Source organism: Bradyrhizobium sp. ma5 (assembly GCF_042258955.1).
Taxonomy (GTDB): Bacteria; Pseudomonadota; Alphaproteobacteria; order Rhizobiales; family Xanthobacteraceae; genus Bradyrhizobium.
This window is the reverse complement of record NZ_CP170156.1, coordinates 8,385,671-8,410,219: the sequence shown is the minus strand read 5'-3', so window position 1 is coordinate 8,410,219 and position 24,549 is coordinate 8,385,671. Positions and strand designations below refer to the sequence as shown.

General features: G+C 64.5%; 30 protein-coding genes. 19 read left to right on the top strand and 11 right to left on the bottom strand.

The window, feature by feature from the left end:
• Positions 1-4: 4 nt before the first annotated feature.
• Positions 5-1,117: a cyclic nucleotide-gated ion channel gene (locus tag ACE103_RS39785; RefSeq protein WP_375777407.1), complete on the bottom strand. Its 1,113-nt coding sequence runs from the start codon at positions 1,115-1,117 to the stop codon at positions 5-7.
• A gap of 315 nt (positions 1,118-1,432) precedes the next feature.
• Here ACE103_RS39785 and ACE103_RS39780 point away from each other — a divergent pair, with 315 nt between their 5' ends.
• Positions 1,433-2,101 (top strand): Crp/Fnr family transcriptional regulator, encoded by a 669-nt coding sequence (locus tag ACE103_RS39780; protein ID WP_223966309.1) that lies wholly within the window; start codon positions 1,433-1,435, stop codon positions 2,099-2,101.
• A gap of 29 nt (positions 2,102-2,130) precedes the next feature.
• Complete coding sequence (locus ACE103_RS39775; RefSeq protein ID WP_375777406.1) at positions 2,131-2,997, top strand: DUF6537 domain-containing protein; 867 nt, start codon at positions 2,131-2,133, stop codon at positions 2,995-2,997.
• A gap of 257 nt (positions 2,998-3,254) precedes the next feature.
• Here ACE103_RS39775 and ACE103_RS39770 read toward each other — a convergent pair whose 3' ends face one another.
• Genes ACE103_RS39770 through ACE103_RS39760 form a run of 3 tightly spaced genes read right to left on the bottom strand, consistent with a single transcriptional unit; the run spans position 3,255 to position 3,965 of the window.
• Positions 3,255-3,476, bottom strand: a complete 222-nt coding sequence (locus ACE103_RS39770) for a hypothetical protein (protein WP_375777405.1) — start codon at positions 3,474-3,476, stop codon at positions 3,255-3,257.
• A gap of 47 nt (positions 3,477-3,523) precedes the next feature.
• Entirely contained in the window at positions 3,524-3,739 is a 216-nt protein-coding gene (locus ACE103_RS39765) for a hypothetical protein (RefSeq protein ID WP_223965933.1), read from the bottom strand.
• A gap of 34 nt (positions 3,740-3,773) precedes the next feature.
• On the bottom strand, positions 3,774-3,965 hold the full coding sequence (locus ACE103_RS39760) for a hypothetical protein (RefSeq protein WP_375777404.1): 192 nt from the start codon (positions 3,963-3,965) through the stop codon (positions 3,774-3,776).
• 244 nt (positions 3,966-4,209) lie between these two features.
• Here ACE103_RS39760 and ACE103_RS39755 point away from each other — a divergent pair, with 244 nt between their 5' ends.
• The 3 genes from ACE103_RS39755 (at position 4,210) to ACE103_RS39745 (ending at position 5,833) form a co-directional block, all read left to right on the top strand.
• Positions 4,210-4,416, top strand: a complete 207-nt coding sequence (locus ACE103_RS39755) for a hypothetical protein (RefSeq protein WP_375777403.1) — start codon at positions 4,210-4,212, stop codon at positions 4,414-4,416.
• Positions 4,417-4,508: 92 nt separating this feature from the next.
• Positions 4,509-4,871: a PRC-barrel domain-containing protein gene (locus tag ACE103_RS39750; protein ID WP_223965938.1), complete on the top strand. Its 363-nt coding sequence runs from the start codon at positions 4,509-4,511 to the stop codon at positions 4,869-4,871.
• Positions 4,872-5,071: 200 nt separating this feature from the next.
• Positions 5,072-5,833, top strand: coding sequence for a Crp/Fnr family transcriptional regulator (locus ACE103_RS39745; RefSeq protein WP_375777402.1), 762 nt, complete (start codon positions 5,072-5,074; stop codon positions 5,831-5,833).
• Positions 5,834-5,982: 149 nt separating this feature from the next.
• Here ACE103_RS39745 and ACE103_RS39740 read toward each other — a convergent pair whose 3' ends face one another.
• Positions 5,983-7,380, bottom strand: a complete 1,398-nt coding sequence (locus tag ACE103_RS39740; RefSeq protein ID WP_375777401.1) for a TAXI family TRAP transporter solute-binding subunit — start codon at positions 7,378-7,380, stop codon at positions 5,983-5,985.
• Between the two features lie 419 nt (positions 7,381-7,799).
• Here ACE103_RS39740 and ACE103_RS39735 point away from each other — a divergent pair, with 419 nt between their 5' ends.
• Together ACE103_RS39735 and ACE103_RS39730 are read left to right on the top strand one after the other, a co-directional pair.
• A complete protein-coding gene (locus tag ACE103_RS39735) occupies positions 7,800-8,153 on the top strand; it encodes a DUF3307 domain-containing protein (protein ID WP_223965945.1) in 354 nt (117 codons plus the stop codon).
• A 174-nt stretch (positions 8,154-8,327) separates the two neighbouring features.
• The gene (locus ACE103_RS39730) at positions 8,328-8,735 is read left to right on the top strand and encodes a hypothetical protein (RefSeq protein ID WP_176528727.1); all 408 of its coding nucleotides are present in this window, start codon (positions 8,328-8,330) and stop codon (positions 8,733-8,735) included.
• 64 nt (positions 8,736-8,799) lie between these two features.
• Here the strand turns inward: ACE103_RS39730 and ACE103_RS39725 are convergent, their stop codons facing one another.
• Together ACE103_RS39725 and ACE103_RS39720 are read right to left on the bottom strand one after the other, a co-directional pair.
• Positions 8,800-9,135 carry a YkgJ family cysteine cluster protein gene (locus ACE103_RS39725; RefSeq protein ID WP_375777400.1) on the bottom strand — a complete coding sequence of 112 codons (336 nt, stop codon included), beginning with the start codon at positions 9,133-9,135 and terminating at the stop codon, positions 8,800-8,802.
• Positions 9,135-9,833, bottom strand: a complete 699-nt coding sequence (locus ACE103_RS39720) for a YafY family protein (RefSeq protein ID WP_029077927.1) — start codon at positions 9,831-9,833, stop codon at positions 9,135-9,137. The genes ACE103_RS39725 and ACE103_RS39720 overlap by 1 nt, the downstream gene beginning before the upstream one ends.
• 182 nt (positions 9,834-10,015) lie before the next feature.
• Between ACE103_RS39720 and ACE103_RS39715 the strand changes: the two genes are divergently transcribed.
• Positions 10,016-10,249, top strand: coding sequence for a hypothetical protein (locus tag ACE103_RS39715; protein ID WP_097677111.1), 234 nt, complete (start codon positions 10,016-10,018; stop codon positions 10,247-10,249).
• Between the two features lie 64 nt (positions 10,250-10,313).
• Positions 10,314-11,048, top strand: coding sequence for a glutathione S-transferase family protein (locus tag ACE103_RS39710; RefSeq protein WP_375777399.1), 735 nt, complete (start codon positions 10,314-10,316; stop codon positions 11,046-11,048).
• Here the strand turns inward: ACE103_RS39710 and ACE103_RS39705 are convergent.
• Entirely contained in the window at positions 11,045-11,680 is a 636-nt protein-coding gene (locus ACE103_RS39705) for a pyridoxamine 5'-phosphate oxidase family protein (RefSeq protein WP_375777398.1), read from the bottom strand. The genes ACE103_RS39710 and ACE103_RS39705 overlap by 4 nt on opposite strands.
• A gap of 118 nt (positions 11,681-11,798) precedes the next feature.
• Between ACE103_RS39705 and ACE103_RS39700 the strand changes: the two genes are divergently transcribed.
• The gene (locus ACE103_RS39700) at positions 11,799-12,692 is read left to right on the top strand and encodes a LysR family transcriptional regulator (protein ID WP_375777397.1); all 894 of its coding nucleotides are present in this window, start codon (positions 11,799-11,801) and stop codon (positions 12,690-12,692) included.
• Positions 12,693-12,702: 10 nt separating this feature from the next.
• Here ACE103_RS39700 and ACE103_RS39695 read toward each other — a convergent pair whose 3' ends face one another.
• The 3 genes from ACE103_RS39695 to pobA form a co-directional block, all read right to left on the bottom strand.
• A complete protein-coding gene (locus ACE103_RS39695; protein ID WP_223965954.1) occupies positions 12,703-13,158 on the bottom strand; it encodes a PaaI family thioesterase in 456 nt (151 codons plus the stop codon).
• Between the two features lie 122 nt (positions 13,159-13,280).
• The gene (locus ACE103_RS39690) at positions 13,281-13,859 is read right to left on the bottom strand and encodes a glutathione S-transferase family protein (protein ID WP_375777396.1); all 579 of its coding nucleotides are present in this window, start codon (positions 13,857-13,859) and stop codon (positions 13,281-13,283) included.
• A gap of 208 nt (positions 13,860-14,067) precedes the next feature.
• On the bottom strand, positions 14,068-15,237 hold the full coding sequence (gene pobA / locus ACE103_RS39685) for a 4-hydroxybenzoate 3-monooxygenase (protein WP_375781276.1): 1,170 nt from the start codon (positions 15,235-15,237) through the stop codon (positions 14,068-14,070).
• 268 nt (positions 15,238-15,505) lie between these two features.
• On the opposite strand from pobA, the gene ACE103_RS39680 reads away from it, so the two are divergent.
• The 9 genes from ACE103_RS39680 to ACE103_RS39640 all read left to right on the top strand — a co-directional run bounded on the left by ACE103_RS39680 (position 15,506) and on the right by ACE103_RS39640 (position 24,512).
• Positions 15,506-16,531, top strand: a complete 1,026-nt coding sequence (locus tag ACE103_RS39680) for a TRAP transporter substrate-binding protein (protein ID WP_092126278.1) — start codon at positions 15,506-15,508, stop codon at positions 16,529-16,531.
• A 229-nt stretch (positions 16,532-16,760) separates the two neighbouring features.
• Positions 16,761-17,270, top strand: a complete 510-nt coding sequence (locus tag ACE103_RS39675) for a TRAP transporter small permease (protein WP_375781275.1) — start codon at positions 16,761-16,763, stop codon at positions 17,268-17,270.
• A gap of 18 nt (positions 17,271-17,288) precedes the next feature.
• The gene (locus ACE103_RS39670) at positions 17,289-18,593 is read left to right on the top strand and encodes a TRAP transporter large permease (RefSeq protein ID WP_375781274.1); all 1,305 of its coding nucleotides are present in this window, start codon (positions 17,289-17,291) and stop codon (positions 18,591-18,593) included.
• 4 nt (positions 18,594-18,597) lie between these two features.
• Positions 18,598-19,059, top strand: a complete 462-nt coding sequence (locus tag ACE103_RS39665) for a DUF3237 domain-containing protein (RefSeq protein WP_375777395.1) — start codon at positions 18,598-18,600, stop codon at positions 19,057-19,059.
• A 258-nt stretch (positions 19,060-19,317) separates the two neighbouring features.
• Positions 19,318-20,112 (top strand): crotonase/enoyl-CoA hydratase family protein, encoded by a 795-nt coding sequence (locus ACE103_RS39660; RefSeq protein ID WP_375777394.1) that lies wholly within the window; start codon positions 19,318-19,320, stop codon positions 20,110-20,112.
• Entirely contained in the window at positions 20,109-21,992 is a 1,884-nt protein-coding gene (locus tag ACE103_RS39655) for a feruloyl-CoA synthase (RefSeq protein WP_375777393.1), read from the top strand. The genes ACE103_RS39660 and ACE103_RS39655 overlap by 4 nt, the downstream gene beginning before the upstream one ends.
• 20 nt (positions 21,993-22,012) lie before the next feature.
• Positions 22,013-22,774, top strand: a complete 762-nt coding sequence (locus ACE103_RS39650) for an SDR family NAD(P)-dependent oxidoreductase (RefSeq protein ID WP_375777392.1) — start codon at positions 22,013-22,015, stop codon at positions 22,772-22,774.
• A 63-nt stretch (positions 22,775-22,837) separates the two neighbouring features.
• Positions 22,838-23,257: a thioesterase family protein gene (locus ACE103_RS39645; protein WP_095731507.1), complete on the top strand. Its 420-nt coding sequence runs from the start codon at positions 22,838-22,840 to the stop codon at positions 23,255-23,257.
• Between the two features lie 103 nt (positions 23,258-23,360).
• Positions 23,361-24,512 (top strand): ABC transporter substrate-binding protein, encoded by a 1,152-nt coding sequence (locus ACE103_RS39640; RefSeq protein WP_375777391.1) that lies wholly within the window; start codon positions 23,361-23,363, stop codon positions 24,510-24,512.
• Positions 24,513-24,549: the final 37 nt, after the last annotated feature.

Here is a 24,549-nt window from a genome sequence, read left to right as displayed (position 1 = left end):
TCCATCATTGATTCTCGAGTTCGCGCCGCTTCGCCTCGGCGTCGATGGTCTCGGCGAGATCGGGATGTCTTGCCATCAACAGGCGGAAATCGACGAGGTCAAGCACCAACAGCCGGGTCACCTTGCTGGTCGAGACGCTGGCGCCCCGCTTGGCGTTGCCGAGCAGCGCCATCTCGCCGAAGAACGCGCCTTCGCCGAGCTTCACCTTGCGTCCCGGCAGGTCGACCTCCACCTCGCCGGCGGCGACGAAGTACATGCAGTCGCCGTTAGTGTCCTTGCGGATGATCATGGTGCGCGGCGGCAGGTCCATGGTCCGCAGCACCTGGGTGACGTCGGCGATCGCGGCCGGGCCGAGATGCGCGAAGAACGGCACCTTGCTGACGGTCTCCCAGGTCCTCAGAAAATTGTCGCGGCGGGTTTCCGCGGCAAAGCCGGTCGCCAGAATACCGGTCCACAGCCCGAACACGCCGAGCCCCGAGATCATCACCATGGCGGCGACGATGCGGCCGAGCGGGGTGATCGGCACCACGTCGCCATAGCCCGTCGTGGTCAGCGTCACCACCGCCCACCAAAGTGCCGCCGGCACGCTGCCGAAGGTCTGCGGCTGGACGTCCCGCTCCAGGAAGTATTCGGCGACCGAGGCCAGGAACACCACCATCAGGAAGATCACCAGCACGCTGAGCAGCGGGCCGGATTCCACCACGAGCACGCGCCGGAGCTGGCGCAGGCCGGGAATACCCGGCACCACCTTGAGCACCCAGAGCACGCCGAGCAGCCATGCGGTTTTCGGCTCGATGCCGGCAAGCAGCGCCAGCGGCACCGCCAGCGCGCCGACCGCATCGACGACACCTGCGCTGGACAGCGCATAGAACCAGAATTTGTCCTGCCGCCGCATGTGCCGCAGCCGCACCAGCCATTCGAACACGAAATAGGCAAGGCAGGCCCACAGCAGCGCATCGACCCAGTGCGGGACCGCGTCATAGGCCGGCGCGACCGTCAGCAGCGTCATCATGGCGACACCGACCATGACCGCGACATAGGCCGCCGTGGTCATGTTGCGGCCGGCGGTGGCGGAAATGAAGCGCGTCAAGGCCGGAAAGACGAGCGGCTTGGACATCGGAACGGAGCTTGCCTGTCGCTGAACTGCTGGAATCGAGGCCCTGCGAATGGCCGAGCCTGTTCACAACGTGCCTCTCCCGGTTGAGGCCGTCAACGCGCAGGCGATGGCGGGACGGTCGCGGCGAGAGGCCAAACATTGGACGAATGGCCTAACCATGTTGGCCCGTTTTTGCGCGCGCGAATGTGAGAAATCAGACAAATCGTCGCTTTTTCACCGTATATCAGGGATGCTGGTCGCCTATGCGACCTCGGCCGGAATGAAGCGACTAATAAGGCGATCTTGTTCACTTCTTGAGAAATTGGTTGGTTTCCGATGGATACCTCACATCTCGCGGAGCACGCCGGCGCCGCCGGCAGTTTCTTCGCATCGATCTTCGTGGTCGCCACGCTGTCGATGCGGACCATGATCCCGTTGCGCGTCTTCGCCATCCTGACCAACATCATCCTGATCGCGACCGCCGTCCCGACCCATAATTACGCGACGCTGATCCTGCATGCCGTGCTGCTGCCGGTGAACACCTATCGGCTGCACCAGATGCTGCAGCTGGTCCGCAGCGTGAAGAAATCGGTCAACAGCGATCTGTCGATGGACTGGCTCCGGCCGTTCACGACGGAGCGCAAATGCACCGCGGGCGAAGTCCTGTTCTACAAGGACGAGAAGGCCGACAGCATGTTCTACATTGTCAGCGGCCGCTTTCGCCTGGTCGAATCCGGCATCGAGCTCCCGGTCGGCGCCCTCGTCGGCGAGTTCGGCATGCTGTCGCCGTCGAACACGCGCACCCAGACGCTGGAGTGCGTCGAAACCGGCATGGTGCTGTCGGTGACCTATGACCAGGTCGAGCAGCTCTACGTTCAGAACCCGGCGTTCGGCTTCTACCTCCTGCGTCTGTTCAGCGCCCGCCTGTTCGAGAATATCTCGACGCTCGAGCAGCGGCTCGCGCAGCACGCCACCCCACAGGTCGCGGAGCCGAAACCTGCATGAGCCCCGCGACGAGTCCTGGAGGCGCCGCAGTGCCGAATGACGACAGTCTGCTGGCTTCGCTTCGTTACCTGTTTGCCGATATCATCGGCGACGAGGACGAGGGGCCGCCGGTGCTGCCCGACGCCTGCCCGGACCACCTCGGGCCCGCAGTCACCGAGGCCATCGATCTGTTGATCGCCTATCAGAGCACGAGCTACGCCCAGCTCTATATCGACCGGCTCAAGCGCTTCGTCGGCCGCCGCGGCGTTGACGACGCCCTGCTTGCCGAGATCGCGCGGCTGATGGCCGAGCGAATGGCCTATGAGGACGCGATCCGGATCGCCCAGCTCAAGCTCGGCGAAGTCAACGCGGCGGGCGGCCTTGCGGCGCGCTCGGCCGACGACGTCAAGAAACTCCGCCTCGACGAGTTGATCGACGCCCTGCCGGAGATGGTCGCCGATCCGGTGCTTGCCGTGCTCGACCGGCTCGGCTGGCGCCGCCGCCGGGTCTCGATCCGTTTCAGCGCCAACACCCGCTTCAGCGTTCGCCGGCTCAGGATCGAGGCCGGCCTGAAGCGCTGGCGGCTGTTCTCGGGGCGTTACGCCAAGGAGCGGATCTGGGTCGAGCGCTGGCTGCACATGATCGACCGCAGCCTCACCAAGCAGCCGGCCGCGGCCCAGGCGGTCGCAGAGACCGCGACCATGATCCAGGGCTACGGCGATCCCTATCGCCAGGGTATTGCGGACTGGCACGTGATCATCGACGGGCTGGTCAAGCCGACCTTCGACGGCGTGCTCGCGCTCCCCGATCTTGCCGCCGCGATCACCGAGGCCCGCGCCGCCATCATGCCTGATCCGCGGCAGGCCGCGCTGAAGCGCAAGGTCGCCGAGATTCGCGCCCGGGTGCCGGCGGCGTAGAGTATGGACGTCCGGCCTATCCACGTCATTGCGAGCGCAGCGAAGCAATCCATGTCTCAGCATATGCGGAACGGTGGATTGCTTCGTCGCTTCGCTCCTCGCAATGACGCGGAATTAGTCCCGTCATCCTGAGGAGCGCGAAGCGCGTCTCGAAGGGTCGACGGCCCGACTGTGGCCGTGCATCCTTCGAGGCTCGCTCTGCTCGCTCCTCAGGATGACGGGTCTGAAAGTGTTACCCGCGGCTCTGCTGAAGCCAACTACCGCTTGATATGCGGCGGTTCGTCGTAGCGGCGGCGGCTGGAATAGAACAGCAGGCCCATCAGGCCGACGCCGACTGCGACCAGCAGGGTGATCCCGATCGTGAACATGACGATGCCATAGGTCGGCACCGGTGCATCGGGCACCATCAGGCCTTCAAACGCGTAGGCGCCGACGGCGGCCAGGATGACCAGCAGGCCGATGCTGATTGCAATGCGCATACGTAGCCGCCTCTGCCAAAGGCCGAGAGCAGGGCAGGTTGCAGCGGCTATTCCGCCGCGGCGGCGACTTTGGCCAGCGCCTGCTGCCCGGCTTCGGTCAGCTCGGGCAGCGTCGTCCTGCCGCTCCTGGCGCACTTGATGATGTATCGGGCAACGCGCTTGCGGGTGTCATGTTCCTCGCCGTGCAGCGCATCGGCGCATACGGTATCGAGCGCAAAGTTCATGGCGGCGAGCGTACGTGAGTCGAATTTCTCTTCGATCATCGCGGCCCTCCCTGTGGACCGGTGTCCGGCGCGGTTATTTGCGGAGCGTCAGGCACTCGCTGACTTCCACCACCGCCTCGGTCTGTCTGGCTTTCTTCATCAGTGTTTCGCGTTCCCGTCCCGGTGGCAGCTTGCGAGCCGCCAGGCGTGCATCTTCGGCAAATTTCTGTAGGCGGTCCTCGAACGATCCGGCGGGACGAGCCCTGTTACGTTTCCTCTTGATCATGCCGCCTCCGAACTGGAACCGGCAATTTTTGGCATGTTGCCCCGGGGCCGTCGTTAACCCATGACATCGGGCTCAACGAAATCGTCGCCGGGACCGCAGGAACGATCGCGGACGCACCGCGTAACACCGATGCGTTCGCTGCTTTGCTCCCCGAAAAGCTGTGGACCACTCAGATGACGGGCTCCGGCGAATTTCATCGCCGGGGCTCGCATGCCTTCAAGGAAATCAGCCAGGGAGTTTTGTCATGGCACATTCCAATCACGGCATCGTCAAGGACGACAAGGGTCAGGAGCAGCCGGCCGACAAGGAGCGCGCGCGGAGCGCTCACAAGACCGACCCGCGAAAGCCGCCGACGCGCGAAGCGACGCGCGATCCGAAACTGAACGATCCCGACAAGACGCCGGGCTCCGGGATGACGTCGGACGATCGCGGCGATCCACCAACGGGCTGAACAAGCGATTCGCTGCGCAGCAACTGCGACAATGCGGCAGGAACGACGGTCCGGCTCCGCCGTTGGCTTTGGGACATCAATGGAGAATTGACATGGCAATGGACGAGAAAGAGGTCGGAAACCTAATCGGCAGCGACAAGGTCGAGGGTACCGCGGTCTATGGATCGGACGAGCGCAAGATCGGCTCGATCGAACGCGTGATGATCGACAAGACGAGCGGACGGGTGTCGTACGCCGTGCTCGGCTTCGGCGGCTTCCTCGGGCTTGGCAACGATCATTATCCGCTGCCTTGGCAGGCGCTCAAATACGACACAAGGCTCGGCGGTTACGTCACCGGCGTGACCGAGAGCCAGCTGCAGGGCGCGCCCAAATACGGGAGCGATCGAGACTGGAATTGGACCGATAAGGGCCGCACGCGCGCGGTGGATGATTACTACGGCGTGCCGCTCGTCTGAGCGGCGACAAACCCTGGAGGTCCGCGCTTAAGGGGCGCGGGCCTTCGTGGCTAAGTCGTACGGCGCCTGAGGACGTAGCCGTTTACGGCTTCCGGCGTCTGTACACTAGTGAACATACGTCAATAGCTGTGCAATGTAACATAGGTAATTGAAATCGGCCCGGCGGTTACTCGATGAGATATCCGGGGAGACCAATGTCGTTGGCGTCGTTAGTTCGGAAATTGGAGCAGTTCGTACGGCTTTCGCCCGTAGACCACGCTATTCTCAATCGCGCGTCGACCGAACGCGTTCGTCACTTCGGGCCGCGCGTCGACATCGTCCGCGAAGGCGAGAAGCCGAAGGACGTCCACCTGATCCTGTCCGGCTGGGCCTACCGCTACAAGCAGCTCGAGGACGGCCGGCGCCAGGTGGTGTCGTTCTTCCTGCCCGGCGATATCTGTGACGTGAACGTCTTCATCCTGCGCGAGATGGATCACTCGATCGGCACCGTCACCGCGGTGTCGATCGCCGACCTCTCCCGCGATTTCTTCGACAGGGTCGCTGCCGAACATCCGCGCATCGTCACCGCGTTCTGGTGGGAAACCCTGGTCAATGCCGCGATCCAGCGCGAATGGACCATGAGTCTTGGCCAGCGCACGGCGCTGGAGCGGATTGCCCATCTGCTCTGCGAGATCTGGCTCCGCCTGCGCCTCGCCGGCCTGACCCAAGGCAACAGCTGCGACTTCCCGCTGACCCAGGGCGACCTCGCCGACGCCACCGGCCTCTCCAAGGTTCACGTCAACCGGACGCTGCAGGAGCTGCGCGCCGACGGGCTGATCGTGCTTAAGGGAAAGACCCTGGCGGTCCCCAGTCTCGACCGGCTGATGCGTGCTGGCCTGTTCAACCCGAATTATTTGCATATGGATCACGAGGGACGGCAGCTCGATGCCGTCGCGACGGCACCGGACGCCGCGGCCGGGTGATCCGGCGCGCCGCGCGACATGTCGCGGGATGTGGATTTTTGACTCACAGACCGGGCAACACATTCGGTGTCGTCCTGGCGAAAGCCAGGACGACAGCGGTGAATGTGGTGCGGCCGCCGGGACGACAGTGGGGGATGTGGCGCTGCCTCTCACCCGTTCGCGGTCTTCACCACCACGAGGTTGTCATCGACTGCCGGCGGGTGGCGCTTGAGATGGTCGCGGCGCAGTGCGATCTCGTCGCGGACCAGCTCGTAGCCGAGCTTGAAGGTGTCGAGGCCGTCGCTGGAAACGGTGCCGTCGCGTAAGCCGATCACCGCGCCGCGCAGGATCGCCTCGAGCTCGTCCTGCAATTCGTCGAGATGCTCGGCGCAGGTGGTGTGCTCGACGCGCTCGCCGATGTCGAGGATCCGGCTCGCCAGTTCGCTGGCCTTCTCCGGCGCGACGCGGGTGATCTTGGTGTAGATCCCAGCGAAGATCGAGCCGATGATGCTGAGCGCGGCGGCGCCGAGATACATCAGGTCGCTGTAGCGGTCCATGAACGATTTGGTGTCGTCGTTGATGTATTCGGCAGCGCCTTGATGGGCGACGATGAAGGCGTCCTTGTCGGTCGCCGCCGGCTCGATCTTGGAGGCGAAGCCGTCGTCGAGCGCAAGCTCGGACTTGTTCTCATAGATGATGCGCGCGAGCTCGGCCGCCGTCGTCGTGGGCATCCAGGATTGCGCGACCAGCAGCCATTCCAGCCCGATGGTGTCGACGTCGTCGTCGGGGATCGACGGCGAGGACGACAGCATGCCGGTCGAGACCGTCTCCTCCGAGATCGCCGGATATTTGCGCGCCAGCGCCTTGGCCTCGTCGATTGCGTTCAACGTGAAGCCGGAGCGCTTGGCATATTGCTCATAGGTCTTGTCCTTGATGATCTTCGAGGCATGCTCGATCGCGACCACGGCGGCGAAGCCGGAGGCGAACAGTTTGTCGAGCGGCGTGTTCGGCGGCGCCTGCTGCACCCGTTGCGCCGCATCCGGGCTGTCCGAAATTTCCAGCGCGCTGCGGACGAAATTGACGCTGTTCTCGCCGTCGCCGACGACTGCGATCTTCTTCCTCTTCAGCTCGGTCAGCGACTTGATCTTCTTGCCGCCGGGGCTCAGCACCAGCACCAAATCATGCTCGAGGATCGCGATGGCGCGGGCGCGCGGCGGCACCCTCGCATCGGTACGCAGGATGGCAAGCGTCGCGGCGCGGCGATCGAACTGGGCCAGCGCCTTGGCGTTGTCGGAATTCGGCGCGATCTTCAGCTGCAGCCGCGACGAGTTATTCTTCAGCACGGTGGCGAGGCGGGCGGCGAACTTGGCTTCAGGGCCATTGGCATCGCCGACCGCAAACACCAGCGTTTCCGAATTGCGCAGCCAGAGGCGGGCGCCGACCACGGTGATCGCGCTCAAGAACAGCGTCAGCAGGGTGAAGATGATGATCTGCGCGCGGTTGCTTTTAGCGACCGGTGGGCGTGGGCGCGGCGGCGTCGGCGAAGGCGCGGGGGCTTCGGCACTCATGGCTGATCACCTGGCTCATCACCCGTCCGGGACGGCCCGTTGCCGCGATGGCGCGGCGCTGCCCGGTGAATCCGTAAATGACTATAAAAGAAAGAAAATTTCCTGTGCTGCCGACGATATACCTCCCCGGCGGGAATGCAAACCGGCCACCCGCCGTAACCTTAATCCCGGTTCGCCTGCGCCGCGATGCCACATGACCATCGCCACTATCGACGGCTGAACCCAGATGTGATTTTCGGGGGAGCGCAGGTGCATTCCGCCGCCGGAGATGTCATAAATGACACAAGCTTCGCTTTGCGGAATTGTGCTGACGGCCTGACCCGGATTTCTTGCAATCACATTCATCGAAGTAAAAGGGCGTCAGCTTGTTGTTTCCCTCCATGTCATCGTCGGTGTCGGTTGGTGCCCTGGTGGGATGGATGTTGCTTCTCACCGCAAAGCACATCATCGCTGACTTCATGCTGCAGAACGCCTGGATGGCGATCGGCAAGGACCAGAGGACCGGCTGGGCCATGCCGTTGCTCGCGCATTGCCTGGTCCACCTCGCGGTCGCGCTGGCGCTGATCCTGGTGGTGGCGCCGCGCTTCTGGTACGTCGCCTTCGTCGACTTCGTGATCCACATCATCGTCGATCGCTGCAAGGGCATCTGCGCCTCGCATTTCGGCGTGACGCTGGAGTCCGGCCATCCCTGGTTCTGGACCCTGATCGGGGTTGACCAGGCGCTGCACCACCTCACCGGGTTCGCGCTGTCGATCTACATGGCCGCGAACTGAGCGGCTCGCGGACGCCTCTTTCCACATCCTGTCCCTGACCACGACCCAGCGGCTTGCTGCGGGCGGATGTGATTCGGGTGCAACGGGCAAGGGCCCCCGGAGGCGACCGGAGGCCGTGGTTAACCTTTCGTTAGAGGATTGCGCGGCATCTTCCCGATCGAGGGGGATTTGCAAATGTTTTCAAGCCGCGACGCGTTCGAGAACGATGCCTGCCCAGTTGCGGACGACCTGCTCGGCCAGATGTACCGCGCCAATCCGAACGGGCTTTCGCTGCTGGTTGCCAATGTCGCGCCCGACGTCAGGGCGATGCTCGCGCTGTTCTGCTATCGCCGCAGCCATCTGCATGCGCTTGCACTCGCGATTGCGTCGAGCTGCAGCGAATGGGAGCTGGTCAATTCCGGCGGCCGTGTCGGGTCGACGCTGTACGCGCTGTCGCGCGAGCCGGCCCGTGCTGCGACCGTGTCGCATGGCGGCCGCAAGCCGATCACGCTGTCGACCAAGCCGCTGTCGAGCTTCGCGCCCGTTGTCGATGACGAGCTCGACGACGAGGACGTCAGCGAGACGGTGACTGTGACGGCTTAAGCATGATCCGGAAAAGTGGAAACCGGTTTTCCGCAAAGATCATGCGCAAATAAAAGAGCCGCGCTCAATCCGGCTGCGCGCTCGGGATGAGCGGCAGCCCGTGGCGGCGCCGCGCCATTGCGCATTCTGCGTCGCCCGGCAGACAGGTGCGGCACACCTCCGGCCGCACCGCATAGACTTCGCAGCGCGTTGCCTTTCCGACCTGGCCTGACAGCGCCGAGCAGCGGTCACCCTCACAGCGCATCCCTGACTGCCGCGCGTTGACGAACTGCGGCGGGATCAGATCGAGCTGCGCGTCGTCTTCCACGGTGAAGCGTGGCCAGTTCTCCGAATAGCTGCAGCAGGCGCCGCAGGACTGGCAGGTGCTCGCGTCCGCCGCGTCGATCGCGTTGCCGGTCATCAGGTGTCCCTCGGTGCTTCCCACACCAGGCTGCGCCGCCAGCGCGCCCTGAGCAGGTCGCGCCGCTCCGGGTACTTCTCGTCGTGATAGACAGCGGTGACCACGCGGTCGGTTCGGAAGCTGCGGAAATCCTTGCGCAGCTCGCACCAGGCGGCGAGCAGCCGCACCGCCTCGTGATAGCCGACCGCGATCGGCCAGACCGTGCGCTCGCTATCGCGGCCATGCTCGTCGCGATAGTTGAGCGTGATCTTCTTGCCTTCGTGGATCTGGCTGCGGGTCCTGACCATGTCGATGCGGTCCGGCTCCCGGTTCCAGGCGGAGCGGGCGCGGCTTGCCGGCTCCAGCACGAACGGCCGCAAGCGATCGGGCACGGTCTCGGCGATCTTGGCCATCAGGTCCTCGGCCGCGCGCGCCAGCGCCGGATCGGCGTGGCCGACCACCCATTGCGCGCCGAGCACGCAGGCCTCGATCTCGTCGGGTGTCAGCATCAAGGGCGGCAGGTCAAAACCCTTCTCCAGGATGTAGCCCATGCCGGCCTCGCCGCGGATCGGCACCCGCTGCTCGATCAGGCTGGCGATGTCGCGATAGATGGTCCGCTTCGATGTCTCGAGTTCGGCTGCGATCGCATCCGCGGTCAAAGGCTTACGGGTGCGGCGGAGCACCTGGATGATCTGAAACAGCCGGTCGGCGCGTCTCATGGCAATTCTCTTGGTCGCTCTGTTGGCAGTCGTTTTGGCAGCGGTCTTGACGAGTGTCTTGACGGGTCTCGCAGGCACTCGGCGCGTCGGCTTTTCGCGCCCCCTGTCACTGCTGCTGACAGCATGTTGGCAGCAGGTGGGGGCTATAGCAGGACAACACCTCAAGTGAAGGGAATTTGTCCATGACGAATCTTGACGAACTCGGTTTCAGGCAGGCGCAGAGCTTCGCGCTGGAACAGCTGGTCACGGTCTACTCCACCTCCGGCGACCTGCGCTGGGCCCTGGTCGCGCTGGTCGCACAGTCGATCAGTGCGGCCTGGTCCTACGGGCGGGCACGGCTGGTCAAGCGCGTTCGCGAGGCGGTTCGCCGCCTCGCGCCCGTCGGCCCGCTCGACAGTGAATGCCACTACTGCTGACACCATGCTGGCAGCAGGGGGCAGCTAGCTTCAATTCACGACCACAGGCGATCGGGAGCTTCATATGATTACGCTTTTTGGCTTTGGCACGGGCTTCGGCTTGCCGGAAATCAGCCCCTTCGTGACCAAGACCGAGGTCCAGCTCAAGATGGCCGGGCTTGAGTATCGCAAGGAGAAGGCGACGCCGCCGGCCTCTCCCAAGGGCCAGTTGCCCTTCATCGCCGATGACGGCGAGACGATCGCCGATTCGACCTTCATCCGCGCCCATATCGAGGGCAAATACGGCTTCGATTTCGACGCGCCGCTGAGCCTGCAGGCACGCGCGCAGGCCTGGGCCTTCGAGCGCATGATCGAGCATCACGTCTACTGGGCGCTGGTCGGCGCGCGCTGGGTCGACGACACCAATTTCGCCAAGGGGCCTGCACATTTCTTCGACGGCGCGCCCGACCACATGCGCGACAAGATGCGCGAGGACGCCCAGTTCCGCGTCGCCGAGAACTATCTGTTGAGCGGGCTTGGCCGCCACGGGCCCGACGAGGACGTCGATCTCGCGCTCCGCTCGCTGTTTGCGCTGTCGGTGCAGCTCGGCGACAAGCCCTATCTGATGGGCAATGCCCCGTGCGGCACCGACGCCACCGCGTTCGGCGCGCTGGCGGGAATCCTGACGCCGTTCTTCGATTCGCCGCTGCGCGAGCGCACCGAGAAATTCGACAATCTCACCGCTTATGTCGGCCGGATGATGCAGCAATATTATCCGGAGTTCGCCTGGGCGCCGTTGCAGCAGCAAGCGGCGGCTTAGCCCGCCACGACGGGAGCGGGCTCGCCCTTCAATGCGGCGAGCTCCGCCTCGAGCTCGGCGATGCGCTGGTCGCGCGAGGCAAGCGCGCTGGACACATCGGCCGCGTCGAATTTCTGCGGAATGTGCTGCGGGCAGTTGGTGTCCCACGCCGCGACCTTGAACAGGATCACCTGCTCGGGCCGCGCGCGATAGCCCTGCGGCATCAGCGAACGCGTCAGCGCCGGATCGTCTTCCACCACCCGCGCCTCGCCCCAGATCTTCACCCGCTGCCGGTACGCGTAGTTCATCACGAAGATATAGGCCTTCGGGTTCTCCGAGAGATTGCCCTGGGTGATGAACTGCCGGTTGCCGCTGTAATCGGCGAACGCGATGGTGTGCTTGTCGAGCACCTTGATGAAACCCTTCGGCCCGCCGCGATGCTGGATGTAGGGCTGGCCGGCGGCGGAGGCGGTGGCGAAATAGAAGCTGTTGGCATTGGCGAGGAAGGCGGCGAGGTTCTCGTCGACCTCGGTTTGCCAGCCGCCATGGGCCTCGACCTCGGCATAGGTCGCGCGCGAACCCTTGCGGGTCTGGATTTCCTTCACCGCCGGGGTGAACCCGACATCGCTCGAACAACTGCCAGCGTCTGACATCTGAGCCTCCCGCCACGGGCGACAAAGCGGCCGTCCTCGAACCGTAACATGGGTATTTCCGGTTCGTAAGCAATCTTGGGAATTGACACTTCACTGTTGCCGATTATGCAATAGTGCCATGGACCGGATCGACGCCATGCAGGCCTTCGTCGCGGTGGCGGACCTCGAGGGGTTTGCCCCCGCGGCCCGCAAGCTCGGCCTGTCGCCATCCGCCATCACGCGGCTGATCGCGGCGCTGGAGGAGCGGCTCGGCGCGCGCCTCCTACAGCGGACCACGCGGCAGGTGACGCTGACCGACGCCGGCTCGCGCTATCTGGAGCGGGCGCGGCGGATCCTGGCCGATGTCGAGGAGGCCGAGGACGCGGTCGAGAGCGAGCGCACCCGCCCCGAAGGGCGGCTGGTGATCTCGGCGCCGTTCGGCTTCGGGCGGCTGCATGTCAGTCCGGTCGTCACCGCCTACCTCAAACGCTATCCCGATGTCGGCGTCGACCTGCGGCTGTCGGATCGCCGGATCAACCTGGTCGAGGACGGCGTCGACCTCGCGGTTAGGCTCGGGCACCTGCCGGATTCGACGCTGGTGGCGCGGCATGTCGGCCAGATGCGCCGGATCGTGGTGGTCTCGGCCGGCTATCTCAAGCTTCGCGGCGAGCCGAAGCGGCCGGCCGACCTCACCGCCCATGACACCATCCAGTTCGGCGCGATGACCGCGACGCCGGACTGGCGCTTCATGGAGGACGGGCAGGAGATCCGCATCACGCCGACGCCGCGCTTCACCAGCAACAGCTCGGACGCTGCCATCCAGTACGCCGAGCAGGACGGCGGGCTGACCCGCGTGATGGCCTACCAGGCCGCCGAATCGCTCAAAGCGCGGCGACTCCGCATCGTGCTCGCCGAGTTCGAGCAGCCGCCGGTGCCGATCCATGTCGTCTACCCGACATCCCGGCTGTTGTCAGCCAAGGTGCGGACCTTCATCGATCTCGTCACCGAGATCACCGACTGGCACTTCGGCTAGCGCTAGGCGCTTAGCTGACCGGCGCCTTCTTAGGCACCACGCGGAACGTGCCGCTGGCGCGGGCGATCGTGACGCCGTCGGCCTTGATCAGGCTCTGTGCGAAGCAGATCGTGCTGCCGGTCTTGATCACGTCGCTCTCGATCGCGAGCCACTGCCCGACGTTGGCGGAGCCGACGAAATCGACCGTGAGCGAGATCGTCACATACGAGGTGGTCCAGCCGGTCGCCTGGCCGCAGCTATAGCCCATCGCATTGTCGGAAAGTGCTGCGATCAGCCCGCCATGGATCAGGCCGCGGCCGTTGGTGTGCGGCCTCGCCAGCCGTAGGCCGATGATGACGGATCGCTCGGTCTTCTTTGCATAGAGCGGCTCCCAGGGCTCGGTGAGCGGGCTCTTGCGGAACAGCGGCTCGAAGCCTTCGGGGACGTCTTGGGGAATGTCGGGGGCGACTTGCGTATCGGTGGTCATCTGAGTCTCGTGCATGGCGTTGCGTTGACGCCATTGAACGCGATGTCGACCGTGGTTTCACCGCCTACAAAGTTTTAAACGGGATTTGCGCAGGTGTTTGAAGAACCACCGCGGAGGACCGATCACGCCGGCAATTCGTAGCCGACCTCGCTTTCGACTTCGATCGTCTTCTGCACCGCCGGTCGCGCCATCATCTTATCGTAATGCGCCGTGAGGTTGGGAAACGTCTCCGGCGGCAGCTTCAGCGAATTGGCGAGGCGCCAGTACAGGCGGAACAGATGGATGTCGGCGATCGAGTAGCTGCCGATCGCCCAGCCGTGACCGAGCCGGCGGTCGGCGATGCCCCAGACCGCCTTCGCGTAGTCGAGCCCGCGCGCCCTTGCCGGATGCAGCGTCGAGGCGATGAAGGACATCCACGACAGCGCTTGCGCCTCGGCCGCGATGTCGTCGCGCGGCAGCAGCTCAGCTTCGGGGAATCGCCTCGCGAGATAGAACAGGATCGCCGCGACCTCGGTCAGCGGACGGCCGTCGATCAGGAGCGTCGGGACCGTGCCTTCCGGATTGAGCGCGAGATAACCGGGCGCTTGCATGTCGTTGCGCTTAAACGACATCGGATGGGCCTCGAAGCCCGTGCCGATCTCGTGCAGGGCGATATGCACTGCCATCGAGCTGGCGCCCGGTGCGAAATAGAGGCTGAGCATGGCGGCTGCTCCTGGCCGGTGACATTCGCGATGCTAGGGCTTTCAGAACGAACTGCCTAGCGGCGAGCGAAATCCTATCCCCGTCACCCTGAGGAGGCCGCGGAGCGGCCGTCTCGAAGGGTCGACGGCCCGGACGGTGGCCGATTCATCCTTCGAGGCTCGCTGCGCTCGCACCTCAGGATGACGGGTCAACCATTGTGTCGGCTATCTAGAACGGCAACCCCACATAATTCTCCGACAGCGAGGTCGACGCCGCCTTCGAGCTGACGAGGTAGTCGAGCTCGGCGATCTGGATGCGCGCGGCGAATTCGCCTTCGTCGGGGAATTTGTGCAGCATCGAGGTCATCCACCAGGAGAAGCGCACCGCCTTCCAGACCCGCGCCAGCGCCTTTGCCGAGTAGCCGTCGAGCCCTGCCGAGGATCTCTCGTCGTAATATTCGCGCAGCGCCTGTGACAGATAATGCACGTCGCTGGCGGCAAGGTTCAGGCCCTTGGCGCCGGTCGGCGGCACGATGTGCGAGGCGTCGCCGGCGAGAAACATGCGGCCGAACCGCATCGGTTCGGCGACGAAGCTGCGCAGCGGCGCGATGCTCTTTTCGATCGACGGGCCGGTTATGATCTCGTCGGCGGCTTTCTGGTCGAGGCGCCGCTTCAATTCATCCCAGAACCGCTCGTCGGACCATTGATCGACATGGTCGTCGAGCGGGCACTGCACGTAATAGCGGCTGCGATGGGTCGAGCGCATCGTGCACAGCGCAAAGCCGCGCGCATGGTTGTTGTAGATCAGCTCCGGCGAAACCGGCGGCGTCTCCGAGAGGATGCCGAGCCAGCCGAACGGATACACCCGTTCATAGCTGTTGATCGCCGACGCTGGTACGCTGGCGCGGCTGACGCCGTGGAAGCCGTCGCAGCCGGCGATGAAATCGCAGGCGATTTCGTGGGTGACGCCGTCCTTGACGTAACTGACGCGCGGATGATCGGTGTCGAAATCGTGAGGCGTGACGTCGGCGGCGGAGTAGACCGTGGTCAGGCCGGCCGCCTTGCGCGCGTTCATCAGATCGAGCGTGACCTCGGTCTGGCCGTAGATGGTCACGGTCTTGCCGGTCGCCGCATGCATGTCGATGCGGTGCCGCGCGCCGCCGAACGCCAGCTCGACGCCGTGATGAACCAGGCCTTCCTGGTGCAGCCGGGCACCCGCACCGACGCTGTCGAGCAGCAACACGGTGCCTTCCTCGAGCAGGCCGGCGCGGATTCGCCCCAGCACGTAATCCGGCGTCTGCCGCTCGAGAATGACGTTGTCTACGCCGAAAGTATGAAGTAGTTGCCCAAGCAACAGTCCGGCCGGACCTGCGCCTATGATTGCTACTTTTGTCCGCAACACCTGGTCCTCCCGATCGGATAGGCTTTCCGCGGGCGCCCGCACCGGGGCGAGCGCCATCAACTTGCCAAGGCAACTATATCATATAACAGTTTTGGCAAGGCGGTTTTGCGCGGCAAGCGCGTTCGCCGCAGCGCAAGATGCCGGAGGCGCCGGGTGCGACGAGGCGTCGTCCTCGCGGATTTTGTCTTGAATATCCGCGCGAATTAGATAACATGTTAAGTAATGAGACCGGGCACGAAGCCCGTCCTGGAGAGGAGGAGAGGTGATGAGGAAGAGTTTGTTGGCGCTGCTGATGGCAGCCGCCGCCATCGTGCCGGCCGCAGGTCCTTCGCAGGCGCAGGACAAGACCGTCAATCTCAAAGTGTCGCTCTGGGTGCCGCCGGCGCATCCGCTGGTGCCGGCGACGCAAGCCTGGGCCGCCGACATCGAGAAGGCATCGGGCGGCACCATCAAGGTCACCGTGTTTCCGTCCGAGCAGCTCGGCAAGGCATTCGACCATTACGACATGGCGCGCGACGGCATCGCCGACGTCACCTATGTCAACCCCGGCTATCAGCCCGGCCGGTTCCCGATCGCGGCCGCAGGCCAGCTCCCGTTCGTGTTCTCGGACGGCAAGAAGGGCACGCTGGCGCTGAACGAGTGGTACCACAAATACGCGCCGACCGAGATGAAGGACACCAAGCTCTGCTTCGCCTTCATCCACGATCCGGGCGCCCTGCACGGCAAGAAGAAGATCGTGCTGCCGAGCGACCTTAGCGGCGTGAAGGTGCGCCCCGCGCAGAGCACCATCGGCGAGATGGTGAAGATGTTCGGCGGCACCAATGTGCAGGCCTCCGCGCCGGAATCGCGCGATGCGATCGAGCGCGGCGTCGCCGACGAGATCACCTTCCCCTGGGGCTCGATCTTCCTGTTCGGCATCGACAAGGTGGTGAAGTACCACATGGACGTGCCGCTCTACACGACGGTGTTCACCTACAACATCAACCTCGCCAAATATAATGCGATGTCGGACGCCCAGAAGAAGGTGATCGACGATCATTGCACGCCGGAATGGGCCTCCAAGGTCACCGATCCCTGGACCGATTTCGAAGCCAACGGCCGCACCAAGATGAAGGCGCTGCAAGGCCACGAGGTCTATCCGCTGACGGCGGATCAGCTCGCCGAGTGGAAGAAGGCGGTCAAGCCGCTGCGCGACAGCTGGGCCGAGGCCGTGAAGAAGGCCGGCGGCGATGCCGAGAAGATCGAGGCCGATCTGCAGGCCACGCTGAAGAAGTACGAGGCGGGGATCTGATCCCGTTGCCCCTTCACCTCTCCCCGCTTGCGGGGAGAGGTCGGATCGCATCGTCAGATGCGATCCGGGTGAGGGGGTACAGGTCTCACCGCGTCCACAACTCGTGGAAGCAGCCCCTCACCCCAACCCTCTCCCCGCAAGAGCGGGGCGAGGGGGCTCATCGAAGCAACGCATGACGCAATCTGCCGAAGTTTCCCAGGACGGCGCGATCACCGGTCCACCCGAGCCGGTGCGCAAGAATTTCATGGACCGTTTCATCGATTCGATCGAATGGGTGGCGGCCTTCTTCGTCGGCGTCGTCGCGCTCAACACCTTCACCGCGGTGTTCATGCGCAAGTTCTTTTCGGTGACGATCCCCGACTACTACAATTTCGGCCAGTTCCTGCTCGGCATCCTGATCTTCTGGGGCATCGCGGCGACGAGCTATCGTGGCACCCACATCACCGTGGATCTGGTCTGGGCGAATGCCTCGCCGCGCTATCAGCGCTGGATCGACATCTTCGCGACGCTGGTGCTGCTGTTCGTGGTGAGCGTGCAGACCTACACGCTGGTCGACAAGGTGATCGACACCAGGAACAGCCACATCGTCACCATGGATCTCGGCGTGCCGGTCTGGCCGTTCTTCCTGGTGTCCTGGCTCGGCGATGTCTCCGCGGTGCTGCTGATTGCGATCCGGACCTACCGCCTGATCTTCCATCCGGAAGATATCCACGATGCCAAGATCAAGACTGCGGAGTAGACGGCCATGAGTCTCGATTTGAGTCCCGAGGCCGTCGCCGTCATCGGCTTCGTCAGCCTGTTCGCGCTGATGCTGTTGCGTGTCCCCGTCGGCATGGCGATGGGCCTCGTCGGCATCACCGGCTTTGGCTACCTCACCGGCTTTGCCCCGGCGCTGAAGCTGGTCGGCCAGACCACGATGCGCACGGTGACGGATTATTCCTTCGGCGTGATCCCGATGTTCCTCCTGATGGGCGCCTTCGTGTCCGTCTCGGGCATCAGTCGCGAGCTGTTCCGCGCCGCCAACACCTTCGTCGGCCACTGGAAGGGCGGGCTCGGCATTGCGACCATCGCGGCCTGCGGCGGCTTTGCCGCGATCTCGGGCTCGTCGGTTGCGACCGCCGCGACCTTCTCGGCGGTTGCCTATCCCGAGATGCGCCGCTTCGGCTATCCGCAATCGTTCTCCACCGGCGTGATCGCAGTCGGCGGCACGCTCGGGGCGATGCTGCCGCCGTCCACGGTGCTCGCGGTGTACGGCATCATCACCCAGCAGGACATCGGCAAGCTGTTCATCGCGGGCGTGGTGCCGGGCCTGCTCGCGATCCTGATGCACATGATCACGATCGGCATCATCGGCGTGACCCGGCCGGGCTTCCTGCCGGCAGGCAAGAAGGCGTCGTGGCATGAGCGCGCGCTTGCGATGCGCGACGTCTGGTCGCCGCTGCTGCTGTTTTTGTTCGTGATCGGCGGCCTCTATGGCGGCTTCTTCGTCCCGACCGAAGCGGGCGCGGTCGGCGCGGTCGGTGCCTTCATCATCGGCATCCTCAGGGGCAAGCTGACCAAAGACGGCATCCTGCAATCGCTGCTGCAGGCGACGCGCACTGCGGCCGCCGTGTTCACCGTGCTGATCGGCGCGCTCTGCTTCGGCTATTTCCTCACCATCACCCAGACGCCGCAGAACGTCACTGGATTCCTCACCGGACTCGGCATCGGTCCCTATGGCGTGCTGGCGCTGATCCTGATGATGTATCTGGTGCTGGGCTGCCTGATGGATGCGATGGCGATGGTGATCCTTACCGTGCCGATCGTGTTTCCGGTGGTGACCGCGCTCGGCTTCGACCCGATCTGGTTCGGCATCATCATCGTCATGACGGTGGAGCTCGGGCTGATCCACCCGCCGGTCGGCATGAACGTGTTCGTGATCAAGAGCGTGATCAAGGACGTCAATATGTCGACGATCTTCGTCGGCGTGCTGCCGTTCGTGATCACCGATCTGATCCGGCTGGGGATCCTGATCCTGTTCCCGCTGCTGGCGACCTGGCTGCCGCAGCGCATGATAGGCTAGATCAATGACACCCGAGCTTCACACCAAATATGTCTTCACGATCACCGCCCGGATCGCCGAGGTGACCTCCGCCGGCGACATCGGCACCGGCATCCGCCGCATCATTCCGATCGTTGGCGGCGAGGTGAAAGGCGAGGGGATCAACGGCAAGGTGCTGCCCTTCGGCGCCGACTTCCAGATCATCCGGCCGAGCGAGCTGATCGAGCTGGAGGCAAAATATGCCTTTGAGACTGACGACGGCGCCGTCGTCTATGTCGAGAACAAGGGCATCCGCTTCGGGCCAGTCGATCTGCTCGAGAAGCTCAAGCGCGGCGAGCCGGTCGACCCGAAGCTGATCTATTTCCGTACCATGCCGAGATTCGAAACCGGCGCCGAAAAGTACCGCTGGCTGATGGAGCACATCTTCATCGGCTCCGCCGCCCGCCACGCCGACCGTGTCGTGATCGACGTGCATCAGGTGCTTTGACGCTCCGCTCCCATCCTCCCCTGGGGGGGGGAGGATGGGACGCGCATGAAAATGCGCGGCGAGGTGGGGTGATCGCTCCACACGGGCACTGTCCGGGTGGAGAGACCGTCACTCCACCCCGTCTCACATTCCGCTTCGCTCATGTGAGCCGACCCACCCCCTCCAAGGGAGGGTGAAGTCCTGCGCCGCCACGCGCGCCTTGACTCCTGCGATGATAGTTATACAACATAACTATTCTGAATAGGAAACAATAACGCCATGGGAAACGCTGCCGACGCGGGTGATGCCTCGCTGCTCAGGATCGAGACGCGAGGGGCGGTGCTGACCGTCGGGCTCAACCGGTCGGCCAAGCGCAATGCGCTGAACGATGGCATCATCCTGGCGCTGCGCGACTGCTTTTCCGCGATTCCCGACGAGGTCGGCGCCGTCGTCATCCATGGCGTCGGCGATCATTTCTCGTCCGGGCTCGATCTCTCCGAACTGACCGAGCGCGACGCCACCGAGGGCCTGGTGCATTCCCAGATGTGGCACCGCGTGTTCGACCGCATCCAGTATTGCCGCGTGCCCGTCATCGCCGCGCTGAAGGGCGCGGTGATCGGCGGCGGGCTGGAGCTTGCCTGCGCGGCGCATATCCGGGTCGCCGAGCCGTCGGCCTATTTCGCGCTGCCCGAGGGCCAGCGCGGCATCTTCGTCGGCGGTGGCGGATCGGTGCGGCTGCCGCGCCTGATCGGCGTGCCCAGGATGGCCGACATGATGCTGACCGGCCGGGTCTATTCGGCGACCGAGGGCGCGGCCTACGGCTTCTCGCAATACCTCACCGAGGCCGACGGCGCGTTGCCGAAGGCGCTGGAGCTTGCCGAGCGCGTCGCGGCTAATGCGCCGCTGACCAACTTCGCCGTGTTGCAGGCGCTGCCGATGATCGCCGAGGCCAATCCGCAGACCGGCCTCCTGATGGAATCGCTGATGGCGACGGTGGCGCAGAGCGACAAGGAAGCCAAGAAGCGCATCCGTGCGTTCCTGGATCGCAAGACCGCCAAGGTGAAGCCGACATGAGCGCCAAGGCTGATATATCTGCGTCTGCGTCCACCGCGAATACCCATCCGCTGCGCCCGATCTCGTTCGGCAACCCTGATGTCACCGTCGAGCGCCGCGACGACGGCACGATCTACCTTCGCCCCAAGCTCACTCTCGCCGATTACCCCGTTCGCCTCACCGACCGCCTGCATCACTGGGCGAATGCCGAGCCGAGCCGCGTGTTCATGGCCGAACGTGCAGCCGGCGGCGGCTGGCGCCAGATCACCTATGCGCAATTGCTGGAGACGACCCGGCGCATCGCCTCCGCGCTGATCGCGCGCGGGCTGTCGGCCGAGCGGCCGATCATGATCCTGTCGGGTAATTCGATCGATCACGCGCTGATCGCGCTCGGCGCGCTCTATGCCGGCATTCCGTTCTGCCCGGTGTCGCCGGCCTACTCGCTGGTGTCGCGCGACTACGGCAAGCTCAGCTTCGTCATCAAGCTGCTCACGCCGGGCCTCGTCTTCGTCGACGATGCCGACAAATTCGCCGACGCCCTGCGCGCCAATGTCGGGCCCGGTGTCGAGATCGCGGCAAGCCGCGGGACCGTGCCTGGCCGCGAGGTGACCCGGCTCGCCGAGCTGATCGCAACGCCGGAGGATCCGCGCCTCGACGCGGTCCATGCTGGGATCGGTCCGGATACGATCGCAAAGTTCCTGCTGACGTCGGGCTCGACCGGCAATCCCAAGGCCGTCATCAACACCCAGCGCATGATCTGCGCCAACCAGGTGATGCTGCGCGAGACGCTGGCGTTCCTGAAGGACGAGCCGCCCGTCATCGTCGACTGGCTGCCGTGGAATCACACCTTTGGCGGCAATCACAATGTCGGGCTGACGCTCTTCAATGGTGGCTCGATCTATCTCGACGAGGGCAAGCCGATGCCCGGCGGCATCGAGGAGACGGTGCGAAACCTGCGCGAGATCTCGCCGACGGTCTATTTCAATGTGCCCAAGGGCTACGAATCGCTGCTGCCCTATCTGCGCGACGATGCAGGCCTGCGGGCAAAGTTCTTCCACCGCTTGCATGCGATGTTCTTTTCGGGTGCGGCGCTGTCGCCGTTCATCTGGAACAGCCTCGATGCGCTCGCCGTGCAGGAGAAGGGCTATCGCGTGCCGATGTTGACCGGGCTCGGCGCCACCGAGACCTCGCCGTTCTTCATGTCGGTGCGGCCCGATACCAGCCGCTCCGGCCATGTCGGGCTTCCGGTCTCGGGCAATGATGCCAAGCTGGTGCCGAACAACGGCAAGCTCGAGGTGCGCGCCAAAGGTCCCAACGTGACGCCGGGCTACTGGCGGCAGCCCGAACTGACCGCCAAGGCGTTCGACGAGGAAGGCTTCTATAAATTTGGCGATGCGCTGAAGCCCACCAACGCCGGCGATCTCGATGCCGGTTTCGATTTCGATGGTCGCATCGCCGAGGATTTCAAGCTGGCAAGCGGCACCTGGGTCAGCGTCGGACCGTTGCGGGCGCGCTTCGTCGGCACCTGCGCGCCGCTGGTGCGCGACGTCGTGATCGCGGGGCTGAATCGCGACGAACTCGCGGCGATCGTGATCCTCGATCTCGACGGCTGCCGCCTGATCAATCCGGCGCTTGCCGCAGGCGACATCGCGGCCGCGGCCAATGATCCGCTGGTGCGCGCCGCCTTTCGCGAACGCTTCGCGCGGGTCCTTGCGAGCGCCACCGGTTCATCGAACCGGATCGCGCGGGCGATCCTGCTCGACACACCGCTGTCGATCGATCGCGGCGAGGTCACCGACAAGGGCTCGATCAACCAGCGCGCGGTGCTAGAGCATCGCACTGACATCATCGAAGCGCTCTATGCGCCGGTGCCGCCGGCATCGGTGATCAAACTCGTCTGACCATTCAAGGAGAGAATGCCATGCAGTTGAAGGACCAGGCCGCCATCGTCACCGGCGGCGCATCGGGATTGGGTGCCGCGACCGCGCGCCGGCTGGCTGCGCACGGCGCCAAGGTCGCGGTCTGCGACCTCAACGCCAAGCTCGCCGAGAGCGTCGCCGCCGAGATCGGCGGCATTCCTGTGGTCTGCGACGTCGCCGATGCGGCAGCGGCCGAAGCCGCGGTCGCTGCCGCCGCCAAGGCACATGGCCCGGCACGCGTGCTGGTCAACTGTGCCGGCATCGGGGTGGCAAAGCGCGTGATCGGCCGCGAGGGGCCGATGGCGCTCGCCGACTTCGACAAGGTGATCAAGGTCAATCTGATCGGCTCCTTCAACATGTTGCGGCTTGCGACCGCTGAGATGTCGAAGCTCGAGCCGCTGGCGACCGGCGAGCGCGGCGTCGTGATCTCGACTGCGTCAGTCGCCGCCTATGACGGCCAGATCGGGCAGGCGGCCTATTCGGCCTCGAAGGGCGGCATCGTCGCGATGACTTTGCCGATCGCGCGCGAGCTTGCGCAGTTCGGCATCCGTGTGCTGACCATCGCGCCCGGCCTGTTCATGACGCCCTTGCTGGCCGGCCTGCCGCAGGAGGCGCAGGATTCACTCGCCGCCGCGATCCCGTTCCCGCGCCGGCTGGGCCAGGCCGACGAGTTCGCCTCGCTGGCGCTGCACATGATCGACAATCCCTATCTGAATGGCGAAGTGGTGCGGCTCGATGCCGCGCTCCGGATGGCGCCGCGCTGAAGCATGATCCGGAAGAGCGCAAAGCGCCCTTCCGGATCGCTCACGCTCAATCGAGGATAGACCATGTTCGTCAACCGGCGCGACGTGCAGATCCAGTGGGGCGATTGCGACCCCGCCAACATCGTCTACTACCCGCGCTACTTCGCGATGTTCGACGACTCGACCTCGATCATGTTCGAAGCTGCCGGTTGCTCGAAGCAGGACCTCGTCCACAAATACGGCTTGGTCGGCATTCCCATGGTCGACACGCGGGCGAAATTCCACATCCCGTCAACCCATGGCGACTGGATTACCATCGAAAGCCGGATCGAGAGCATCAAGCGCTCGAGCTTCGAGGTGGTGCACCGCGTGTTCAAGGGCGAGGCGTTGGCCATCGAGGCGTTCGAGACCAGGGTGCTGGTCGGCCGCCATCCGGACGATCCCGCCAGGCTGAAATCAGCGCCATTTCCGCAGGAGGTTATCGACCGCTTCATGAAGGGCTGACTTGTTCAGGGCTGACTTGCAGCCCCTCATGACCTAAAGAAGGGGCTGAATTGGCCCGCAAAACTGGTTTAAACCCAAAAAACATATCCGCAGGGAGGAATGAATGAAGAAGGCCACTCTCGCCGCCGCAGTGCTCGCAGCCGCTATCGCGCTGCCGGGCGCATCCGCGCTGGCGCAGACCAATGAAATCACCATCGGCATCTCGATCTCGACCACCGGCCCCGCCGCGGCGCTCGGCATCCCCGAACGCAACGCGCTCGATTTCGTGCCGAAGGAGATCGGCGGCGTGCCGCTGAAGCTGATCGTGCTCGACGATGCCGGCGATCCGACGGCCGCGACCACCAATACGCGGCGCTTCGTCACCGAGTCCAGGGCCGATATCATCATGGGCTCCTGCATCACGCCGACGACGATCGCGGTGTCGACGGTCGCCAATGAGGCCGGCATCCCGCATCTCGGTCTCGCGCCGTTTCCGATCAATGAGGCCCGCGCGAAATGGTCGGTCGACCTGCCGCAGTCGATTCCGATCATGGGCAAGGTGCTCTACGAGCACATGAAGGCGCACAACATCAAGACCGTCGGCTATATCGGCTATTCGGATTCCTACGGCGATCTCTGGGTCAACGACTTCAAGGCGCAAGCCGTGCCGATGGGCCTGACCATGACCGATGAGGAGCGCTTCGCGCGTCCGGATACGTCGGTCGCGGGTCAGGTGCTGAAGCTTGTCGCCGCCAATCCCGACGCCATCCTGGTCGGCGCCTCCGGCACCGCCGCGGCGCTGCCGCAGTCCGCGCTGCGTGAGCGCGGCTACAAGGGCCTGATCTATCAGACCCACGGTGCCGCCACGATGGACTTCATCCGCATCGCAGGCGCGTCCGCGGAAGGCGTCATCATGTCGGCCGGCCCGATCATGTCGCCGGAAACCCAACCCGACAGCGCGCTGACCAAGAAGCCGGGCCTGACGCTGAACGCGGCCTATGAAGCCAAATACGGCGCCAACAGCCGCAGCCAGTTCGCCGGCCATTCCTTCGACGCCTTCGAGGTGCTGAAGCGCATCATCCCGACAGCGCTGAAGACCGCCAAGCCCGGCACGCCGGAATTCCGCGAGGCGATCCGCCAGGCGTTCATCTCCGAGAAGGAGATCGTGGCGAGCCAGGGCGTCTACAACTGGACCGAAAAGGACCGCTACGGCCTCGACGACCGCTCGCGCATCCTGCTCACGGTCAAGGACGGCAAGTACATCCCGGCGATGTGAGCCGATCTTGGTCCGCGAAACTAAAGAAGCCGGTGCC

Bases quoted from the DNA above. Each gene is read 5' to 3' on its own strand.
- ACE103_RS39680 (WP_092126278.1), top strand. From the start codon at position 15,506: ATGAGGAAGAGTTTGTTGGCGCTGCTGATGGCAGCCGCCGCCATCGTG.
- ACE103_RS39720 (WP_029077927.1), bottom strand. From the start codon at position 9,833: ATGAGACGCGCCGACCGGCTGTTTCAGATCATCCAGGTGCTCCGCCGC.
- ACE103_RS39650 (WP_375777392.1), top strand. From the start codon at position 22,013: ATGCAGTTGAAGGACCAGGCCGCCATCGTCACCGGCGGCGCATCGGGA.
- ACE103_RS39690 (WP_375777396.1), bottom strand. From the start codon at position 13,859: ATGCTCAGCCTCTATTTCGCACCGGGCGCCAGCTCGATGGCAGTGCAT.
- ACE103_RS39785 (WP_375777407.1), bottom strand. From the start codon at position 1,117: ATGTCCAAGCCGCTCGTCTTTCCGGCCTTGACGCGCTTCATTTCCGCC.
- ACE103_RS39765 (WP_223965933.1), bottom strand. From the start codon at position 3,739: ATGATCGAAGAGAAATTCGACTCACGTACGCTCGCCGCCATGAACTTT.
- ACE103_RS39755 (WP_375777403.1), top strand. From the start codon at position 4,210: ATGGCACATTCCAATCACGGCATCGTCAAGGACGACAAGGGTCAGGAG.
- ACE103_RS39645 (WP_095731507.1), top strand. From the start codon at position 22,838: ATGTTCGTCAACCGGCGCGACGTGCAGATCCAGTGGGGCGATTGCGAC.
- ACE103_RS39760 (WP_375777404.1), bottom strand. From the start codon at position 3,965: ATGATCAAGAGGAAACGTAACAGGGCTCGTCCCGCCGGATCGTTCGAG.
- ACE103_RS39665 (WP_375777395.1), top strand. From the start codon at position 18,598: ATGACACCCGAGCTTCACACCAAATATGTCTTCACGATCACCGCCCGG.
- ACE103_RS39705 (WP_375777398.1), bottom strand. From the start codon at position 11,680: ATGTCAGACGCTGGCAGTTGTTCGAGCGATGTCGGGTTCACCCCGGCG.
- ACE103_RS39735 (WP_223965945.1), top strand. From the start codon at position 7,800: ATGTTGCTTCTCACCGCAAAGCACATCATCGCTGACTTCATGCTGCAG.
- ACE103_RS39710 (WP_375777399.1), top strand. From the start codon at position 10,314: ATGATTACGCTTTTTGGCTTTGGCACGGGCTTCGGCTTGCCGGAAATC.
- ACE103_RS39655 (WP_375777393.1), top strand. From the start codon at position 20,109: ATGAGCGCCAAGGCTGATATATCTGCGTCTGCGTCCACCGCGAATACC.
- ACE103_RS39700 (WP_375777397.1), top strand. From the start codon at position 11,799: ATGGACCGGATCGACGCCATGCAGGCCTTCGTCGCGGTGGCGGACCTC.
- ACE103_RS39730 (WP_176528727.1), top strand. From the start codon at position 8,328: ATGTTTTCAAGCCGCGACGCGTTCGAGAACGATGCCTGCCCAGTTGCG.
- ACE103_RS39725 (WP_375777400.1), bottom strand. From the start codon at position 9,135: ATGACCGGCAACGCGATCGACGCGGCGGACGCGAGCACCTGCCAGTCC.
- ACE103_RS39780 (WP_223966309.1), top strand. From the start codon at position 1,433: ATGGATACCTCACATCTCGCGGAGCACGCCGGCGCCGCCGGCAGTTTC.
- ACE103_RS39770 (WP_375777405.1), bottom strand. From the start codon at position 3,476: ATGCGCATTGCAATCAGCATCGGCCTGCTGGTCATCCTGGCCGCCGTC.
- ACE103_RS39750 (WP_223965938.1), top strand. From the start codon at position 4,509: ATGGCAATGGACGAGAAAGAGGTCGGAAACCTAATCGGCAGCGACAAG.
- ACE103_RS39740 (WP_375777401.1), bottom strand. From the start codon at position 7,380: ATGAGTGCCGAAGCCCCCGCGCCTTCGCCGACGCCGCCGCGCCCACGC.
- ACE103_RS39715 (WP_097677111.1), top strand. From the start codon at position 10,016: ATGACGAATCTTGACGAACTCGGTTTCAGGCAGGCGCAGAGCTTCGCG.
- ACE103_RS39640 (WP_375777391.1), top strand. From the start codon at position 23,361: ATGAAGAAGGCCACTCTCGCCGCCGCAGTGCTCGCAGCCGCTATCGCG.
- ACE103_RS39660 (WP_375777394.1), top strand. From the start codon at position 19,318: ATGGGAAACGCTGCCGACGCGGGTGATGCCTCGCTGCTCAGGATCGAG.
- ACE103_RS39695 (WP_223965954.1), bottom strand. From the start codon at position 13,158: ATGACCACCGATACGCAAGTCGCCCCCGACATTCCCCAAGACGTCCCC.